Origin of the sequence: Mycolicibacterium peregrinum, from assembly GCF_001665625.1 — a bacterium.
Lineage (GTDB): Bacteria > Actinomycetota > Actinomycetes > Mycobacteriales > Mycobacteriaceae > Mycobacterium > Mycobacterium peregrinum_B.
In genome coordinates, this window is sequence record NZ_LZSY01000112.1 from 1 (window position 1) to 18,607 (window position 18,607).

At 61.9% G+C, this 18,607-nt stretch carries 20 protein-coding genes and 1 pseudogene; 11 read left to right on the forward strand and 10 right to left on the reverse strand.

The window, feature by feature from the left end; genetic code table 11:
- Window positions 1–77: 77 nt before the first annotated feature.
- The 5 genes and pseudogenes from A5779_RS33030 to A5779_RS17785 form a co-directional block, all read right to left on the reverse strand.
- A pseudogene (locus A5779_RS33030) lies at window positions 78–589 on the reverse strand (transposase); the annotation flags it as partial.
- Between the two features lie 174 nt (window positions 590–763).
- Window positions 764–1,531 carry a hypothetical protein gene (locus A5779_RS34055; protein WP_064884120.1) on the reverse strand — a complete coding sequence of 256 codons (768 nt, stop codon included), beginning with the start codon at window positions 1,529–1,531 and terminating at the stop codon, window positions 764–766.
- Between the two features lie 616 nt (window positions 1,532–2,147).
- Entirely contained in the window at window positions 2,148–3,377 is a 1,230-nt protein-coding gene (locus A5779_RS17775; RefSeq protein ID WP_064884122.1) for an RNA-guided endonuclease InsQ/TnpB family protein, read from the reverse strand.
- Between the two features lie 2 nt (window positions 3,378–3,379).
- Window positions 3,380–3,793 carry an IS200/IS605 family transposase gene (gene tnpA / locus A5779_RS17780; RefSeq protein WP_064884124.1) on the reverse strand — a complete coding sequence of 138 codons (414 nt, stop codon included), beginning with the start codon at window positions 3,791–3,793 and terminating at the stop codon, window positions 3,380–3,382.
- A 900-nt stretch (window positions 3,794–4,693) separates the two neighbouring features.
- A complete protein-coding gene (locus A5779_RS17785) occupies window positions 4,694–5,122 on the reverse strand; it encodes a hypothetical protein (protein WP_064884126.1) in 429 nt (142 codons plus the stop codon).
- Between the two features lie 398 nt (window positions 5,123–5,520).
- Here A5779_RS17785 and A5779_RS17790 point away from each other — a divergent pair, with 398 nt between their 5' ends.
- From A5779_RS17790 to A5779_RS17810, 5 genes are all read left to right on the forward strand, one after another.
- Window positions 5,521–6,159: a vWA domain-containing protein gene (locus A5779_RS17790; protein ID WP_207549089.1), complete on the forward strand. Its 639-nt coding sequence runs from the start codon at window positions 5,521–5,523 to the stop codon at window positions 6,157–6,159.
- Between the two features lie 12 nt (window positions 6,160–6,171).
- The gene (locus tag A5779_RS33040) at window positions 6,172–7,389 is read left to right on the forward strand and encodes a protein phosphatase 2C domain-containing protein (RefSeq protein WP_082941737.1); all 1,218 of its coding nucleotides are present in this window, start codon (window positions 6,172–6,174) and stop codon (window positions 7,387–7,389) included.
- A gap of 58 nt (window positions 7,390–7,447) precedes the next feature.
- Window positions 7,448–9,010: a hypothetical protein gene (locus A5779_RS17800; RefSeq protein WP_131811655.1), complete on the forward strand. Its 1,563-nt coding sequence runs from the start codon at window positions 7,448–7,450 to the stop codon at window positions 9,008–9,010.
- Window positions 9,011–9,068: 58 nt separating this feature from the next.
- The gene (locus A5779_RS17805; RefSeq protein WP_236734801.1) at window positions 9,069–9,917 is read left to right on the forward strand and encodes a serine hydrolase; all 849 of its coding nucleotides are present in this window, start codon (window positions 9,069–9,071) and stop codon (window positions 9,915–9,917) included.
- A 98-nt stretch (window positions 9,918–10,015) separates the two neighbouring features.
- Window positions 10,016–10,915, forward strand: coding sequence for a hypothetical protein (locus A5779_RS17810; protein ID WP_064884133.1), 900 nt, complete (start codon window positions 10,016–10,018; stop codon window positions 10,913–10,915).
- A gap of 667 nt (window positions 10,916–11,582) precedes the next feature.
- Here A5779_RS17810 and A5779_RS17820 read toward each other — a convergent pair.
- The 5 genes from A5779_RS17820 to A5779_RS17840 form a co-directional block, all read right to left on the reverse strand.
- Window positions 11,583–12,176, reverse strand: coding sequence for a recombinase family protein (locus tag A5779_RS17820; RefSeq protein WP_064884137.1), 594 nt, complete (start codon window positions 12,174–12,176; stop codon window positions 11,583–11,585).
- Between the two features lie 153 nt (window positions 12,177–12,329).
- Window positions 12,330–12,758: a hypothetical protein gene (locus tag A5779_RS17825; protein WP_110777441.1), complete on the reverse strand. Its 429-nt coding sequence runs from the start codon at window positions 12,756–12,758 to the stop codon at window positions 12,330–12,332.
- On the reverse strand, window positions 12,755–13,156 hold the full coding sequence (locus A5779_RS34290; protein ID WP_207549090.1) for a hypothetical protein: 402 nt from the start codon (window positions 13,154–13,156) through the stop codon (window positions 12,755–12,757). Before A5779_RS34290 ends, A5779_RS17825 begins: the two co-directional genes overlap by 4 nt.
- An 88-nt stretch (window positions 13,157–13,244) precedes the next feature.
- Entirely contained in the window at window positions 13,245–13,520 is a 276-nt protein-coding gene (locus A5779_RS17835) for a type II toxin-antitoxin system RelE family toxin (protein ID WP_064884141.1), read from the reverse strand.
- Window position 13,521: 1 nt separating this feature from the next.
- Window positions 13,522–13,803, reverse strand: a complete 282-nt coding sequence (locus A5779_RS17840) for a type II toxin-antitoxin system Phd/YefM family antitoxin (RefSeq protein ID WP_064884143.1) — start codon at window positions 13,801–13,803, stop codon at window positions 13,522–13,524.
- A gap of 158 nt (window positions 13,804–13,961) precedes the next feature.
- On the opposite strand from A5779_RS17840, the gene A5779_RS34295 reads away from it, so the two are divergent.
- The 6 genes from A5779_RS34295 (at window position 13,962) to A5779_RS34560 (ending at window position 18,582) form a co-directional block, all read left to right on the forward strand.
- The gene (locus A5779_RS34295; protein ID WP_207549091.1) at window positions 13,962–15,146 is read left to right on the forward strand and encodes an XRE family transcriptional regulator; all 1,185 of its coding nucleotides are present in this window, start codon (window positions 13,962–13,964) and stop codon (window positions 15,144–15,146) included.
- 134 nt (window positions 15,147–15,280) lie between these two features.
- Entirely contained in the window at window positions 15,281–15,472 is a 192-nt protein-coding gene (locus A5779_RS34555) for a hypothetical protein (protein ID WP_236734802.1), read from the forward strand.
- 34 nt (window positions 15,473–15,506) lie between these two features.
- Window positions 15,507–16,274: a hypothetical protein gene (locus tag A5779_RS17855; protein ID WP_064884147.1), complete on the forward strand. Its 768-nt coding sequence runs from the start codon at window positions 15,507–15,509 to the stop codon at window positions 16,272–16,274.
- 276 nt (window positions 16,275–16,550) lie between these two features.
- On the forward strand, window positions 16,551–17,108 hold the full coding sequence (locus tag A5779_RS17860) for a hypothetical protein (protein ID WP_064884149.1): 558 nt from the start codon (window positions 16,551–16,553) through the stop codon (window positions 17,106–17,108).
- 178 nt (window positions 17,109–17,286) lie between these two features.
- Window positions 17,287–17,685: a hypothetical protein gene (locus A5779_RS17865; RefSeq protein ID WP_064884151.1), complete on the forward strand. Its 399-nt coding sequence runs from the start codon at window positions 17,287–17,289 to the stop codon at window positions 17,683–17,685.
- A 264-nt stretch (window positions 17,686–17,949) separates the two neighbouring features.
- Window positions 17,950–18,582: a hypothetical protein gene (locus tag A5779_RS34560; RefSeq protein WP_236734803.1), complete on the forward strand. Its 633-nt coding sequence runs from the start codon at window positions 17,950–17,952 to the stop codon at window positions 18,580–18,582.
- Window positions 18,583–18,607 lie beyond the last annotated feature (25 nt).

Genomic DNA, 18,607 nt, shown 5'->3' on the forward strand with positions numbered 1-18,607 from the left:
TCGCCCACGGTCGCAAACACCATCCCGATCACCGTCAGCGACAGTCGAGGACACCCGCAACCGACCTACAGATAACAGCCGGCTCGCCGTGCCATCTTGGCTGCCCGCCGCCATCCCCAGCGAGGCCGGTCTGTGGAGAACCGGCGCAGCCAGGCACGTAGCTCGGTCTCCTCGGTGGTGATCGGGGCCGGTATCAACCGCATCGTCGAGCGGTGCAGACCTACTACCGTGCACGCGCGGCGTTCGGACACCCCGAACCGCTCACGCAGCGCCGCCACAGCGCTGCGTTTGCGGTTCGGGGTCAGAAGTTTCCCGCCGAGATCTCTTTGAGCATGTCGATGTCGAGGGCCTGGTTGGCGACCAACTTCTTGAGCCGGGCGTTCTCGGCCTCGAGCTCCTTGAGTCGCTTGGCGTCGTTGGCCTTCATGCCGCCGTACTGGGCCACCCAGCGATGCCACGTCGACTCGGTGACCTCCAAGTGCCGGCACACCTCCGCAAGTTCCTGGCCGGTCCCGAGCAGCTTGTTGCCCTCGGCCAGCTTGCGGATGATCTGGTCCGGCGTATGCCGCCGGCGCTTGTTCGATGCCATGTCGTCGTTGATTCTTCCTTGCCCGCAGACCGGGCAACAGAGTCGCACAACGACTGGACCACTACGAAGGGCTCACCTCACTGGCGCCATAACCGCAACGGCTCACGGAAACCTCAGCAGACCTTCTGGGTCTAGCTGTGGTGTTCCACCACGTTGGTTACACGATGTGATCGCTCAAACCTGGAAACAAAGTTTCCGAGTTACCTGCCCCTTCCGCTGTCGGCGCGGCCCGCGTGAGATGTCGTCGGGCCGTGCGAGACTCAATGACGCGAGCAAGCGGACGAGGGACCGGCATCTGGCTGCTAGCCGGATTTCGGCTACGGTGCTCGGGCCGTTCGTCTGGTCAATCGAAGGGATTATCATAGTGATTCGCTCGCCAACTTGCACCGCATGTTGGTAGACACTCTCGGCGAGTTCCCACCACGGACCTGGGTGGGTTGCGAACGGATCGTTGATCACTGCGTCTCGAATGCGGATTACTACTTGGCGTAGCAGTTCGGATAACAGGCCCAGGTCGCGAGGGTGAGCGGCCGGGTTTTCATCGAGCTGGTCGGCCACTGCCCGACAGTGCGAAGCCAGCGTGGCGCACATCTGCACTGCGCGGCGGCTGGCCGCGTGCACGTGTGCCAGCTGTGTGAAAGCGTCGCTGGCGGTGGCGTACTTGCTGGCTTGTTCTGGTGTGTAATCCCCCCAGTCTGGCCATTGGACTTCCGCCCGCTCTACCGCCTCCATCAGCTTCTCTACGTTGCTGCGTTTCTCGTGATGGTCGCTAGGTGATGAAGCCCTGGTCCCGTCGCTGCTGATCGAATTGTCCAACGCTTGGGCGGTATTCTTCTTGCCCGCCGCATCGATCGATGCCACAGCATCATGGACATAGCTTTCAGCGATTTTGGTCGCCTCTGTCAGGATGCCTTGTGCTTCAACAGTATTGCCGTTCTTCAATGCCGCGTTGTCACCTCGTGTTCGGATGCGTGGTCGAGCCACAACTGCACGTTCTCATCGTGCGAGGCCAGCTGGGCATCCCCCGCTTGTCCGACCAGCACCTCTGCCATCCGTGGGCGATAAACCTCATAGGACGCAGACGCAGCGTCATTCAGCTGCTTTTTACGTGCCTCGTGGTACCCCTTAATCGCGCGCCAGCCTTCAACCGTCGAATCGTCAGGCCGGCGACCCGTTCTAATTGCCGCGGCGAAAGCACTTTCCCCTCCTCTAACACTTGGCATCGCTACCCCCCGTACCCCTGGCACAATTCCCATACGCGCTTGTCGGCTGTGTTTCCTGCAGCCGCACTCCACGGCAGCGGCGGTGGCTGTACGGCTCCCGCAGGCTTCTCCTTGCTAAGAGCGGCCGCTTGTTCTCGCATCAGTTGCAGTGAATCCGTCATTGCTGATCGAATGGTTTTGTCTGCTTTTGCGTTGTCGCGCAGGGCGTCTGAGATGTAGTTAACGGTGGGGATGATGTCGAATCCGCTATCTTGCGGGGTAGGCATTGCGGCGTAGGCCGCAGCGAACCGTGTGCACAGTTGACCTTCTCCCGCGACTGAAGATCGCGGGATTCCCTATGCCGCTTGCGCGTCATCGGGTCTTCTCGCTTGCGCGAGCACACCCGCATCTGCAGGTGTTGCCTCCGGTCCGGAGGTGAGCGCGGGCCGGGTGGCCCGGGCGAGGATGGTGTTGGCTGCCTGAAGATCCGCGTGGTCTTCGTGTCCACATTTCACGCACCGGAATTCCGTTTGGCTCTTTCGGTTTTCCTTCACGCTGTGGCCACAGTTGCGGCACTCCAGACTGCTGAACGCGGCCGGCACCCCGATGAGAGTGGTACCGGACGCGGACGTCTTGTGGTTGAGCCGCTGGGCGATCACACCCCAGCAGTTCGCGTAGATCCCCTTGTTCAAACCGGCTTTCGCAGCTTTCCCGTTCGGCAGGTAGTGGCCTTCGTTGTCGGGGTCGGGTTTCGGTTTCGGTGCCCGCACCATGTTGCGGGTCGCCAGTTTCTCCACCGCCACCACACCATAGGTCGCCGCAATTCTGGTGGTGGTTTTCTCGACCCAATCCCTACGTCGATCGGCCACCCTCGCGTGCAGTGTGGCGATGCGGGCCTTCACCTTGGCGCGGCGCGCACTGCCTTTGCGACACCGCGCCAGCTGCTGCTGCAACCGGACGAGTTTCTTCTGCTCGCTGCGGCGCATGATCGGTGCCCGCAGCATCGTGCCGTCCGACAGCGCGAGGGTGGTCTTCACGCCCCGGTCGATACCCACCACACGGTGTTCACGGCCCGCGATGGCCGGCACTTCAGGTTGGGGCGCCGGGAAGCTGACGTGCCAGCGGCCCGTCTTACACGTGATCCTGGCCATGCCGAGCTTGCCGGCCGGCAGCGGACGCGACAGCCGAAACTTCACCAACCCCAGCTTCGGGACAAACAGCTGCGCCCATTTACGGTTCACCGGCTCGACACGACTATCGCGGACACAAAATCCCTCGTTGAGGTGTTTGCGCCGCCAACTCGGCCGCCGGTGGGTACCGGCGAAAAACCCCGCCACCGCACGGTCGAAATCCCGCAGCGCCTGCTGCTGCACCGCCGACGACCCCGCGGCCAACCACTCAAACTCCTGCCGCGCCTGAGCAAGCTGTTTCTGCCGTGTGGCTGGACCCGGGCCTGATCGGCCCGCCCGGCCCCAATTGAACTGCTCGACAGCAAGATTCCACACATACCGGGCATCCGCGCAGTGCCGCTGGAGCATGAACCCCGCCTGCTGCGCAGTCGGATACAAGCGGTACCGGACAGCCATCGCTAAGCAGCCTTCGTCTTTCCTGCCGCCGCGAGTTTCTGATTCTCCACGTAGCGGCGCACCACCTCCAGGGGCGCACCACCGACGGTGGAAACGAACCACGACGGCGACCACAAGCACTTCATCCGCGCCAAATGCGGAAACTCCTGCCGCAGGCGACGCGACGACCGCCCTTTGAGAATCTGGACGAGTTTGGACACCGCCACCTGGGGTGGCAGCTCGACGAGCAGATGCACATGATCGGGCATCGTCTCGACCTCGATCACCCTGCCATCGAACTCGGCGACCACCTCGGCGATGATCTGCTTCAACCGCGTCTGGATCGGCCCACGCAACACATCACGGCGGTACTTCGGGCACCAAATCACGTGGTACTTCACCGAAAACACCGCTTTACGCGTCGACCGGTACTGCATAAACCTCACCGTAAACCACACCTACGACAAACACGGTCCGCTACGCGGACCCAAAGACCGGGATCGGCTATCCCCCGACTGAAGTCGAGGGCTTGCGCCGAAGAAAGTTTCGGTCACTTGCGTGTGGTGCGTGATCCACTCTGCGAGGTCGCGGTCGATCATGCGAGCGAGTTTCATGTACGCCTCGACTCCTTCGGCAGCGGTAAGCCTGCGGCTTGCCGTTTGTTGTTGGCCGGAGCGTTGACCGGGTAGAGGAAACCCGTTGTGCAGGGCTCGTGATGGGCGACGCGATTGCGAAGGACATTGACCGTTTTTGCGACCGAATGAACCCATGTGCGGGTGAACCTCGCGTGAGGATCCGGGTCGATTCGGGCTTCGTGTCGGCCGCCGGGGAATGCCAGTCGCAACGTTGCCCGCGCGTGACACCGTTTTGTGAGCGGTCATCGAGGGCAATGCTCTGATACCACTCCGGCCCGTGGGCGCTGGTCAATGCCGTGTGCATGGCATTGCGTAGCGCGACCTCGACGATGGCCAGGTCAGCAAGGATTGCGGTCGATAGATCGCGGTCCCAGACATAGAGCCGGCGAGCGAGGTCTTTGTCCTGGTTTGCGGCGTGCAAGTACGACGCATAGCGCGGTGTCGAGATGGCCCGATCGAGTGCGGCAGCACGTCGTGCCTCGGCCTGCTGGGCTGTCTCCGCCACTGGACTCCTTTCCTTGACCCGAGGTGCCATAACTGGCAGAAGTCCCCGATTGCCGCCTCTCTGGCCTTGAGTCATGATGCGGCCGGGGTTTTTTCTTTTCTCGCACTTGTGCACACCGAGGTTTTCCACGGAAAACTAACGCGGCTCCTCAAGAGGGCTGCTTGACCTGGTTTCGTGATGTCTCTCCCCGCGCGGGGTCAGCCTTGGTTTTGGTCGGGCTCGCGTGGTCCCCAGTGCTGGCGGGTACGCCAACGTACGCCGAGTTCTTCGGCGATGAGCTGTTCCACGGTGAGGGGCTCGCCGCGATCGGGACTGTCGGCGGACTCAGTCTCGGCGGCTTTATTCGCCTTGGACGTCTTCTTTTTCTTTTTGGCGTCGTCAGTGTCGAGGGTTTGGCCGTCGAGACTGAACCGGAGGTCATCGGCGCGGTGTTGGCCGGCGGCGGTGCGCAGGCCAGCAGCGGCGGGGATGAGCAGGTAGCGCACCGAAGCGGGCTGGTGCCACAAGTCAGCGGAGACAGCGGAGCCGACGATCTGGGTGAGTAGTAGAAATTCGCCTTGGGTGAGGCCCTGGTCATCGGCCAGGTTGGCGGCCTGGCCGATGAGGCTGGCCGATGAGGTCTGCACCGATGAGCACCGCTTCGGGGTGTGCGGTTTCGAGGATGGGTTTGGGTTTGCTATCGCGGGGCATGCAGCACATCCCGAACACGTTGAACTTGGGGATTTCGCTATTCGCATGGCTTTTGTGATCGGTGATGACGCGGCGGATCGCATCTGCGACATCTTCGGAATCGGAGAGGCCGGGGCCCTTCACCGACGACACCGGGCAGGAACCAGATGCGAGCGCCGAGGAGGCAGTCGGTGAGTCGGTCTAGCTGGCGCTGGCAAATTCTCAGGCCCTGCGTCTATGGCGCGCGCCTGTGGTTGAATCCTATGGTCTACCCGTCCGGGGGGAGGCCAGCTAGCTAGTGAGCTAACGCAGCGAAGGGGACTTGAGGGTGGAACCACAGGGCACGGTACTTCCGGTGTATTTCGTCGCAGACGAATCGGGTTCGATGACTCCTAATATCACTGAGCTCAACGAGGGGCTGGTAACACTTCAGGACTCGCTGCAAAAGGAGTCGTTTGCCGCCGCTAAGGTGCGCTTTTCCGTTGTTGGTTTCTCCGACACTGCGCACACGTACCTTGAGCCCAGTGATCTGCGTGAGCTTCCTGCGATGCCGACGCTGCAGGCGCGGGGAATGACTTCGTATGCAGCAGCGTTCGATGAACTCACTGCACGTGTCAATCAGGACATTCCCAAACTGAAATCTCTGGGGTATGCCGTGAACCGACCTGCGGTGTTTTTCCTGACCGATGGTCAGCCGAACATGGGCGATGATTGGCAGACTGCGCGATCGAATCTCCTGGCGCAGCACGGTCGTCCCAATATCCTTGCCTTCGGAATCGGTGAGGCAGACGCCGCGACCGTTAAAGAAATCGCCACCAAACCAGAATATGCGTTCATCGCTGCCAAGGGTGTTGACACAGGCGCGGCGATCAGCGAATTCATCACCTCATTAACGCAATCGGTGATCAGTTCGGGCCAGGCACTGGCGTCGGGTGCTGCCGAACTCCAAATGGAGAAGCCGGAAGGTTTCTCGCTGGCTGTCGACATCCTGTAGCGGTCGACGGCTATGGCTGATACGCCAAAACGTCGTTGGGGCAAGCGGTCACAGTCGAAAAAAGTGACTGGCGCTGACGACGAGAGCTTGCCCACCGCAGCGGGTAATCCGTCTGACCAGTTCGCTGTTGAGATCTGTCTGGATTCGGAGCCATCACAGAGTGCGCTCGGTATTGACACGGTGCCGCGACCCTCTGAAGCAGGTAGGCATTCGGTTCCCGACATCGCCATTTCGGTCGGGACGGGTGTCTCCACCCACAGGGGATCCGAACCAGGCGATCGCGATGCGTCGGGAACCCCATCCGAGGGCGTGCCGCGAACAGTTGTCTCGGAGATTTCTGGTTCAGTTCGGGTGCCGCAGTTGGTAATTGGTTCTGCCTCACCCGACGTTGAGGCCGCCCCGATAGGTGAAGCGTTCCGGTCGTTGCCCTTTCGCCCCGACACGGTTGTTGACGGGTGGTCAAGCGATGCGATGACGGTGTGGGGAGCATCCCTACGTGGGCATTTCCACAGGTACAACGGTGCACCACGCCAAGACGACTTTGCGATTCATCTCATGCAGGACGGTCGAATTGTGGCTGTTGTTGCCGATGGGGTATCTGCGGCTGCTCAGTCACATCTCGGATCGAGCGCCGTGGTCAACTACGCGGCGCAGTGGGTGCTCTCACAAGTCCCCGCGGACACCGAAGCGACGGACTGGGAGACCCTGGTCAAAAGTACGGCATGGGCATTGACGGAGCGGGCACAAGTCCTCTTCAAAACCCCGGAGCCCGACCCGGGTTTAGCCGAGAACGAATTAGCTACCACCATGACCTGCGCAGTGGTTGAGGAAGTGGACTCCGGAGCTTATAGAGCCTTCATCATCGGGGTCGGCGACTCCGGTGCGTGGCTGCTCCAGGACGGCGAGTTTCATGCTGTACTCGACGGCAAAACAGTTGGGGAAGGCGGAATTTCGTCCTCGGCGGTCTCAGGTCTGCCGCGAGTGCCCTCCCACATCGAGCCTTCCATTGTGGAGTTTGGACAAGGCGACGTGCTGCTTCTCGGTACCGATGGGATCGGTGATCCGCTCGGGGGCGGACAAGGGGGCGTCGGGAATCTCTTCAGGGAACTTTTCCGCGCCGCCGCGCCCTCACTCATCGAGTTCGCGCACGCGGTGGATTTCAGCCGTGAGACGTTCGACGACGACCGCACACTGGTGGCCATCCGTCCGCGTACACCTGGTTCGAAGTGAGATCGACGTTGCATCGGCAGACGTGGGGGCCTCTTGAGATTGCGTAAGGCGCCTGTCAGTGACTGAGCCCATTGAACTCGGACGAATCTCGGCGACCCTGGTGAAGATAAGCCAGGGCGGTCAGGGTGTCGTCTACAAGGCCCCGCAGGTGAGCATTCCTTTCGCCAAATCGATGGTGTACAAGGAATACAAGCATGCAGCGTTAGCCGCACTCGATGTGAATGCGCTCAAGGCAATGCCGGCCTTCCTGGAGGCGCTTCCGTACGGTGAAGGGGCGCGACTCATCAGCATCGCGGCGTGGCCATGCAGAGTAGTGGAGGACAACGGCAAGGCGACGGGCTTCGTGATGCCGACTATCCCCGACGAGTTCTTCACCACGTTTTGGACAGTCAAGGGCCCGTCAACGATCGCCGCCGAGTTCCAGCACTTGCTCAACGAACCCCATGTACTGGCGAGAAGCTTTGGAGGACAGGTCGTTTTCGACCGTCAGCGGTACGGATTGCTGCGCAGTCTGGTCTCAGCCCTGACGTTTCTGCACGGTCATGGCATCTGTGTCGGGGACCTATCACCCAAGAATCTCCTCTTTGCTTTGTCGAGTCGGCCGGAGATCTATTTCATCGACTGTGATGCCATGCGCGTCAATGGCGTGTCGTTGACCACTCAGTTGGAAACGCCGGGTTGGGAGGTTCCCGCCGGCGAGGAAAAGGCGACAACCTTCTCGGACCGCTACAAACTAGGGCTTCTGGCATTAAGACTGATAGTCGGTAGCCAGGACGCCACCAACCCCGCAAGGCTGCCCGCCTCGGTCCACCCCAGCTTGCGCCAGGTCATTGCCGATACGCTGACCCGGCCCGCAACCGATCGACCGACCTTATCCACGTGGGATTCAGCATTGGAGCAGGCGTGGCATGCGGCGCCAGCGAATCCGCCGCCGCCCGCCCCGGTCCCGCCGGCCCAGGTGGTTGCGCCGACGGCGACGCCAGTTCCTGTGGTGAACCTGCGTAGTTCCCCGGCTATCACGGTCACCCAGCCCCATTCACCTCAGCCGACCCCCGCCGCTTCACCGAAATCCCGGGCGAAGCTGGCTTGGCTGCTGGTTCCTATCGTGCTCGGTGCGATGGTTGTGGGCCTCAAGGTGAACCCCGGGTCATCTGCCGACGAAACGAGCGGCTCTGAACCTCGCGTCTCCACGACGCCAACAGCACCGTACACACAAGCATGGAGTCCCCCTCCCATCTCGCCGCTGACCACGACGTCGCCTACCCCCACCAACGTGATTCCACCACCAGAGGCTGCTGGGCTTGACGCCAACCAAGAGTCGTGCGCGGGCGGCTACCACCTGACGAATCGGTCAGGCTGGGCCACGAAAGCGCTACGGGGAACAACGAGAACGTCATGCAAGTTCACCGAGAACATCCTCCGTGCGTATTGGGACAACTTCAGCGAGCCCTCCAAGGAACGGCGAACCATGGACGTGGTTGGGGCGGTTCGCTGCGACAGTGTTCCTGGGGCATCTTGTGCACCCGGTGGTCGGTTGTTCGAGGTGACGTGCGCTGCTCCTGCCGAAAACGATTGGATTACGTGCTGGGGCGGTAAAGATGCGGAGGTGTATCTCTATTAACCAGACCGCGAATCTTCGGCTCAGAGCTCTTTCCGCAGCAATGGCGGCGGTGGGTGCAATGGGAGTCATTTCTTGCAGCGCCGGTGGAAACCTGGCCACCGCAGAATCACCCGATGAACACAGCGTTGAGGTTTCGGATACAAATCGACCCGAATCCGCCGTACCGGCAACTACCGCTTCACCAGCGGTGGCGGCCGGGCCCGTCGATGATCTTCAACGAAGTTTCGAAGCGGTCAGTAGCGCCATAGCCGGTGACGTTGGGGTTGCCATCGCCAGTGCCAACGGAGTTCAGAGTTTCGGCTCGTGGAAAACGGGTCCTGCATGGTCAACGATCAAGGTGCCCTTGGCGATCGCCGCGCTTCGAAACTCGCAGGAAGCCGCCGCACCTTTCGTTGACCCCGCGATCAGGAACTCCGATAACGCCGCAGCGGAGGCTCTGTGGGCTCAGCTGGGGCAACCCGCACAAGCTGCAGCATCCGTCGGCGCCGTCCTCGCGGAGGCCGGCGACACCTTGACCATTGTGGAGTCCGAACGCAAACGCAGCGAGTTCACCGCGTTTGGGCAAACCGACTGGTCCCTGGTCAACCAAGCGACATTCCTATCCAAACTACGGTGCCTGAGTCCAAACGACTCCGTAATCGACGACATGGGTGACGTGGCAGGCAACCAACAGTGGGGACTGGCGGGCAAAGATCATGCCGCCGTCAAAGGAGGCTGGGGCCCCTCACCGGAAGGCGCCTACCTGGTACGCCAAATCGCCTTGGTCGAAACGGAATCCGGTTTCGTCGGGATCGCCTTGGCAGCACAGCCCTCCGATGGCGGATTTCAAACAGGGTCGACGCAACTCGATACGTTATCCGCATGGGTTCTGGACCACCTAGGTTCGTTTCCAGGGGTTCACTGCTGAAAATTCTCCATCTAAGTAGAAGCGGGGGCGGTTTTGTGGCCGATGGCATAAACGCACTCAGATCGAATCAGCAGCTGTTGTATGCCACCACAGGGACAGTGGGCGGTGCGCTCGGAGCTGTGCTCGCCGATATTCTGGTCGGCGACGGGGAGGAAAGCTACGTCGTTGTCAGCCAGTTTCGGCTGGTGGTGGAAACGGCTCTGTGGTCAGCCGCCTTCGCGAGCGTCCTGGGATTCATGTTGTTCGCCGCCGGCGAGTGGTATCAGCGGCACGATCTGACGGCCAGTCGCGGAGCGCAGATTCTGGGAGCCAGCGCCCTGGCGGGCTTCGTCTCCGGTGCAGCAGCACAGGCCCTCTTCAACATGGACGTCGGTACTTTTGAGCTCAAGTTCTACGCCTTGCGAATCGTGGCGTGGTCGCTGATGGGAGCATTGCTCGGAGCCATGCTGTCCAAAGCTGTGCCCAACCTCGGATTGGTTCGCGGTATCGGCGCTGGCGCCATTGGAGGTGCCGTCGGGTGTATGGGCTTCTTGTTGGCGTCGATGTTCTTGCCGGGCTTAGCTGGACGAGTCACAGGGATTGCAGTGCTGGGACTCGCACTGGGCCTAGCGATGTACTTCGTCCAGAGCATGGCCCGCGAAGCCAGCGTCGAAGTGGAATGGGCTCCCTATGAAACATCACACGTCGGTCTGGGTGCACAACCTGTATTCGTCGGCGGGGGAGGAGAAGAACATATCTTCAAGAAGGGGCTCCCGCCCCAAATTTCGAGTCTTGTTTTCAAACACGGGTTGGTCGAACATATCGAGACTGCGACGGGAAAGCGCACGCCACTTGTGGACGGGAGTCGTCTACGCATCGGTGGATTGATGATGGTGGTCCACGCTCCGGCATCGGGTAGTACCCCGCAGAAGAACCAAAATCTGCCAGTGGTGGTGGCTGTCGTCGCCACTGTCGTGATAGCAGCCATCGCCTTCACCCTTTTTGGACCCAAGCCCTAGACCGGTCTCCCCGTCGAACGCAAGTCCCAGGGGCCAGCGGCGCGACCGAGATCGGGGTTGCGTCCGCGGTTTACACAACGAAACCGCAACTTAGAATGGCTTCATTGTCCTGATGGAAGGAACGCGCCATGGCCACGCTTGCTGACCGAGTCAAGGCAACCGCACAGTCGTTGATTGCGGCCGCCGGAATGACACACGCCGTTGCGGCGACTGACATCAAGAGCTCGGCAGAGGCCTTACACCGGCAGTTCGCCGAGTACTCGAAAGTGGACATCAGTACGAAGATTGCGAGCGAGATCAAGAAGTCCCACCGACCAGGAATTAGCGGGTCGATCTAGTCCTATTCGACGCAGTCCCCGCCATTTTTCAGTCGATCGCACCGGATGGTGCTCGACGGGGTAAGGGACTCGGAGACAACGGTTTTGACTCCGAATCCGGTCGCCGAAAGAGCGGCCAGCAGCGCGGACCAAAAGTATCCGCTCTGGGGGTCGTTTTCAGACCGAGGTCATCGAGCTGCGGCGAACTTCTCCCACCCGGTTTTGAGGGTGAGCGCGTCCAAGGACCGTCAGCCACGATTGTTTGGCCTCGTCAGCCAGGCTTTTTTGCCTGCTCACACCCGCCGAGGCTGTGATCGCGAGTATTCGGCGCAGTCGGGCGATGTCATATTTCATGGTCCTTTCGTTGGGGATAGTGGATTTGTGAGGCTGAGGTAGCGGTATGCGGTGGCGCGTCCAATACCGAAGGCCGCGGCGAGTTCTCGCACGGGCTCACCCGTCGCGGCCAAGCGACGAAGTTGCTCCTGCCGGTCGGGGCTGAGTTTGGGCGGCTTGGTGGCCGGCAGCTGGCGGCGGCGCCGGGATTCGCGCGATGCTGCGCGGCGTTCCCGGCCGAGTTCGAGTTCGAGTTCGGCGAGGGTGGCCATGATGGCGGCCACGGCTCGCCCGGTAGGTGTGGCGGTGTCGATCCCTTCGCGTAAGGCCCGCAGCAGGATTCGGCGTTCGCCGAAGGTCGCGATGGTGCGGGTAACTTCGGCGACGGAACGGCCGAGACGGTCGATCGCCGCGACGATGACGGTGTCGCCGGCGCGGGCGTAGTCCAGCATTGCGTTCAGCCCGGGCCGCTCGGTGTTCACCGCGCCTGAGAGCTTGTCGGTGAACACGCGATCCACGTCGTCGACGCCGGCAGCGGCAAGCGCCGCCAGTTGCGCATCGAGATCCTGACCGGTGGTGCTGACGCGGGCATAGCCCAAAGTTGCTGCCATTGCGACACTGTCCCACTGCTCACCGACAACCAGGATCTGAGACAAACGGTGCGAGACAAGAAACGAGACACCACGACCTGGGTCGATGCAGCAGGGGAGTGGCGGTTTGGAAGCTGTCTCGTTTGTTTAGAAACGAGACAGTGATGCGAGAGGCTACTGGAAGTCGCCCAAGACCCACTGGACGTAGGCCTTGCCCGGTTCGCAGTCTGGGGTGATGACCACGCCGCGGAGCCGTTGCTTGTCCGTATTCCGCCACTGAATGTATTCGCCTATGGTCCATCGACTGAGCTTCACTCCCGCCCGGAGAGCAGGAAGGCACATGGCTGGGGTTTCGTAGCGAGTTAATGGCGGAAGGTGCTCGAGTTGCTTGTCGGGGTAGTACGTGGCGAGGTACGCGCGCCATTCGTCGTTGGGCATGAGGAAGTCGACGCCGCGGTCAGTGTGTCCAACGATGTTGGTCGCCGAATCCGGGATCTCGATTTTGAGCAAGCTCACCGTGTCGGTACCTTCATCGGTCTGTCCAGGGCCGACGAAACACCCCGTGACAAAAAGCAGCACCGCCGCTGTCACCGCAACGCTCACAAGCACTTTGGGAAGCCGTCCACGGCCTGCTTCGTCACGCCGAGTTGTTTTGCAATCCACGTCGTCCCATATCCGCTGTCGACCAGGAGCCTCGCCGCCTGCCGGCGCCGCTGTCGTGCGTCCGCGATTGGGCCCAGGTTGCGTATCACCCAGCGAGTGTTCCTGTTGAGCAGCAACAGAAATGGAGCCGGTCCAACCAAGGTGAGATACCCGGCCACGCCGAGATACCCCCAGACGCCGGGGGCGATGAGCCCTGCCATCATTCGGATTCCGGTGACCATCACATAGCCGATGAGAGCTAGTCCGAGTAGCAGACTCGAAGCCGTCCGCACCTTTGCCCATGCTGCTGACCGTGCGTTCGTTGCCATGGGGATATCCTCCTCTCTGAGGTCTGACATTTGCGGCGCGGTAGTTTCCACGTTCGAGCCGGTTATTTCGTCAAGTGACGTTTCGTCTGTGGGGTTTTGGCTTCGCCGTGAACGCAGGCTAGGGGCGGTAGACGTTGGCGCGGTGGTCAATTCGGTGCACCCAGATTGTCTGTGCGTCGTCGTCGATCCGGTACAGCAGTCGATAAGGCCCCCGGCGCGCGCTGTACTGGCCGACCAGTTCTCGTCCGAGCGGCTTGCCGACGCGCCGCGGTTCTCGGGCCAAGTCCCCGAACGCGAACTCGATGACTGCACCCACGATTCGCGGCGGAAGCTTGTCGAGGTCACGACGTGCTGTGGCGGTAAAACGCGTTGCGTAGCCATCCGGAGTGCCCACGTCAGGGAGCCCGCCGGGGCACCCGGTAGGCCGCCCGGATCTCATCTTCGCCGAACGTGCGACCTTCGGCGATGTCGGCTTCGGACTCGCTGACCGAGGCGAAGGTGCCTGGCTGCGAGAGCCAGTGCAAGGTCTCTTGAAGCGACTCCCATTCGTCGACGCCGATGAGGACTGCGGCTGGCGCGCCGTTCTTGGTGATGGTGATCTGGTCGTGCGTTTGGGATACCGCGTCAACGTACTCGTTGATCTTGTCTTTCAGGCGTGAGATCGGCATGATCCTCATACGCTCTACTGTAGGCCTGTATTCCACCCTATACAAGGCCTAAATAAAGGCCGATAAGCTATCTTATGTTAAGTAACACTTAATGCGGGCGATTAGTGGCGCTTGACATGAGTATGTATGCGGATCATGCTGGGTGCATGGCACCCAGCACCCGCCTGGTGGAATTGGTCGACTGGTACAAGCAGTCGCACCCGTCGATCTCCGACGCCGAGATAGCGCGGCGAGCTGGGATGACACCGGCCAATCTTTCGCAGTGGCGATCCAACGGGCTGCGCGGATTGCCTGCCCGAGCCAGGCTCGACGCGTTGGCATCGACGATTGGCCGGCCGTATCGCGAGGTGCTGGACGCAGCCCTGGCCGATATCGGCTACGCAGACGTACCTGCTGGCGTTGTCGACGGCGCTCGCACCTACGATGAAATCCTCAGCGATGCCGTGCGCGTCCTCACCGAAGCGGCGCGCCTGACGAACCAACCCGGTCGCCAAAAGGCTGATGGCTCTTGGGAACCCGCTCCCCACGCTGATCCCCTGGCGATCGATTGGGGCGCGTTCGTGACCGACGCACTGGCGGGTGCAGCTGCCAACATCGGTGGCATCGACGCAATCCTGGCTGGGCGTCCGGGCTCCTGGGAGGCCGCCGTGGTGGGTGATGCACTCCGCGCCGCGGTCGGACACGACGAGTGGGACCTGTGGCGACATCGCACCGAGCCGGTGACCGTGGTGCTCCACCCCGAACGTCTGCTCTTCGACAACAACTACTCCGACTGGTTCGATGAAGTCGACCGCGCAGAAGCCGAGATACAGCGCCGGGAAGCGGCGGTCACCGGGCCCGGCGTCATCTACACCTACGGCCGCGAGCTTGACCCCCGAACCCTGCAACGGGCCTTGGACGAAGGCATCGAGATCCGGCAAGGCCAGCCGCGGCCGCTGCCGACAGCCGAGGAAATCGAGGCGTGGCAGGCCGCCGAGCGTGAGAACCCCACGCCCGCAACGCCTGAGGAGGAAGCGGAAGACGCCGCCCTAGCGGCGTTGCAGGACCTGCGCAACGCTGTGGAGGCTCAGGCCCGCGCCGAGCTGATCGCGTATGGAGAGCAGCTCGCCGCCGCCGTGCGGACTGGACTGGCGGCCCTCGAGCTGCCCGTTCCGGTGTCGGTGACCGTCGATGTCGATACTCCCTGGGATAAGGCGCCCGAGTCCCCCGTGCTGGATTATGCGACAGGCGCGATCAACATTGCAGTCGCCTCAGCGATTGCGGCCACCCCCCTCCCCGACGAGCTGCCCGGCACCGTGCTCGAACGGGCGGAAGCGGCCCACCGGCAGAGAATCGAACGCAGCGATGACTGACCCCGACTTGGCCAAACTTTCGGAGGCCTCAGAGGCGTGCGGCATACCGACCGACGTTCTCAAGATGATGGCCGCGGACGGCCTGGGGGAGAAGGCCGTCCGCGGCAAAGCCGGCCACGTCTATTTCCCCCGCAATGGGCATCGACCTGATGAGCTTCGGTCACTGGCCCTACGACCGCATGGCGTCGTCTCTGCGCGGGCAACCGCTCATCACCGGGGTCCTGGAGCAGTTCACCACCGAACGCATGGCCATCACCCGCTACCACGACGCGTACCTCGACGCCTTGACCTCCGAGGGAAGACAACCCCGCGAGGACGGGGTTTGAGTCGATCGACGTCGACGACCAGGGCTGGCTACAAATGCACTTCGACCAGGCCCCAGCCGAGTTCAGTGACACCAAAAAAGCAATGCTCGGCGAGCTGCAGGCTGAGGCAATCCAGCACTGGGACAACCTTCCACCTGCGCCGGGTGAGGCCGAACACGAGGCTAACGGCAACCGTGCTTACGATCGTGATGTTATGGAAAAGTGGGGCACCGGCGAGACATACTCGCCCACACACACCCAATTCGCATCCGACTTACTGGTGGATTGCCGGACTGACCTCCTGCGTATTTCGGCAATCCTTGACCAGCACCGACAGGACGAAGACGCCCTTCTCGCACTAGCCGACATCACAGAGGATCTGCACGCATTGCGGGCGAGCCGGCGATTGAATCGCTCCGAGCACTTCGGTGCACTGAAGGCGATAGCAGCCGGCGACCGGACCAGGATTGTCGCCGCAGCCGAATATGCCCAGTGGATCAGTGATTCCATACGCTGGGAGGCAGCACGGTGCGAGAAAGAGATCCAAGCCGTCCTTGAGGCCTTCGCCGACGCCGACGACCTGACGTTGATTCGGCACGCAATGCCGCTGGCCAGAGAGGTGATCGCACCAGGCGACCCACCTCCGCCGCCAACTCGGCTAGAGTCGGCCGACACTCTTCCTGAGCGTGCTCGATCCCAGCTGGACTCGATTCAGCAGTGGGCCGGCCAGGCGGCATGGGCCATTGGGCTGTCTGACACGCCCACGATGAAAGCACTTTGCCAACACGTTGCGACGTTTCGCGCGTGGTTGTTGAGCACTTGACGCGGCTCGACCGACCCCGGGAACGTAGCTGCCTGCGAAGCGCCGAACCGCCCTCCACACGACCGAACACAACAAGTCAGGCGCGGCTCGAATCGCCTCGGCCCGGGCGCAGTCACGCGGCGAATCGGGGCACGGCAGTGCGATCCGACCTGGCCGGCGCCAGCGCGGTTGTACGGCTCCCCCATCGACGTACTCAACGACGATGATGGTCAAAGAAACATGTCGGAAACCCAAATAGGGAGTCATGAGCGAACCGAGCCATCGGCTGGATGGAGAATGATGGGACAGGTAGCCGCATTTCGATTGAGGCTCACTCAGAGGCAGCGTGAACTGCTCCGGACGTATCTCTGGGTACACGCCGACGACTGCTACGACGACATCGAGCAGCGCGGCTTGCTGCGGGTGGAGGAGGGGTCCTTGGGCTCGTGGTCGATGTTCGACCGCCTGCCGAAAGCAGCGTGGGCATGTCCTGTTACGTGGCGACGTCAAATGGCCCGGGCCTTCGACGACCTAGCCCTCGACCTGGAAGCCGATGCCTTACCCTACCCGCGTTGCGTGGCTGAAGAGGTCGCGCTGGTCCTGTCGGTAGCCACGGCCCAGTCCATGTGGATGGACGGCCAGTACAGCGAGGAAGTGTCAGCGCTACCCGAGTCTGCAGGCGACGGAGACTGGGCGTCGGCCACCGATGCACTCGTTGGGAACCGACACCTGACCTGGCACCTCTCCCCCGGCGACGCGCCCGTATGGATGGGCGACGTCCCGGATCCAGAGACCTGGTTCGACCTCTTCGACGGGCTAGAACCACGCCCTGCCCGCCGCGGGTTCCGGCGCTGACGCGTCACGCGTCGGTCAATCCAGGCCTCGCCTACGCGTCGCAGCACCGCCAGCGGTTAACCAGGTCAAACATCTTGTACGAAAAGGCATTTCGGGAACTCCGCGCAGCTGAGTTGTTGCCTATAAGCAACACTTCATGTAGACTATAGACAACAGCGAATCGCGAAGGAGTTCCCCTGTGACAACCATCACCTACGTCGCCACTGTCGCCCTATTCGGAGGACAAGGAGGCGGCGCCCTCGCCACCGACGACAGCGTGGCACCCACCGCCCGGGTCCGCTTCGTCAATGACCACCACACCTACACCGGAGTCTGCAACATCCGCCACGACAGGCTCCGAGTGGTGACCGGCCACGGCGTCGATTTTTGGGAACGCGTGGACACCTTGGCTCGCTACGTGCACCACTACATCCAGAAGCTCATCGCCGCCGGAAAAATCCGGAGCGTCACGACTTTCCAAGAGTTGCCGACCGAGGTTGCCGACGCAATCAACAGCGCACCTGAACTCGCCAACTTCGGAACGACCGGGCGAACCTACGTGCACCTGCGCGTGACCGACCTCCTCCGCTTCGGCTGACGCCCGATCCATGCCTCCACCAATGAGACCGCATATCAGACGGCTGGGAGGCCGGCCCGGCGCCACTCTGCACACGCTGCGGGCCACGCTGGAGCAATCCCCACGGCGAGCACCGTATCTCCGGTCTGAGCCAGCTCATGTAGTTTTTCGCCGGTTCTATTTTGTGGAAGCGGTATGCCAGACCGGCGAGCGAAGATGTAATCATGAGCAGACACATGCAAGCGTCGCGGCCGCCCGGCAGCGAAGGTCGCCCATTCTGGGCTGATGCCACAAGTGGCGATCAAGATGACTGAGCCGCGGGTGACCTATTACGCCGTATTGGCAGCTGGCGGCACCCGCGAGGATCCGGCTGGAGTCATTCGGCGCATTCACACCAGCCCGCTGCCGACCGACGAAACATTCGGCCGCCGCGACCTGCAGTGGCATCCCACCGAGTACCTACGCAAGTACTTTTTGGGGCACAACGACGTTGATCATGAGGAGATCTCGGCTGACGAGGCGCAGGCGATCATTGATCGCTGGCGTGCCAAGTGGACCAACGAGGATACGCAGCTAAACAGCAAAGGCGGAAGCGTCGATCCGCCAATTCACTTGGAGCCCAACACCACCTACTATGCAAAGCTGGCTGGCGGACGAACGCGTGCGAACCCGTCGGGCCTCGTTCGGCGCATTCACACCAGCCCGCTGCCGACCGACGAAACATTCGGCCGCGACCTGCAGTGGCATCCCACCGAGTACCTATGCAAGTACTTTTTGGGGCACAACGACGTTGATCATGAGGAGATCTCGGCTGACGAGGCGCAGGCGATCATTGATCGCTGGCGTGCCAAGTGGACCAAAGAGGCCGATATCTCTAGGTGGCGCAAAGGTATCCACGACGTACACGACGGCTGCTAGTTCGGAGCGCAAGCGCCTGTCGTGA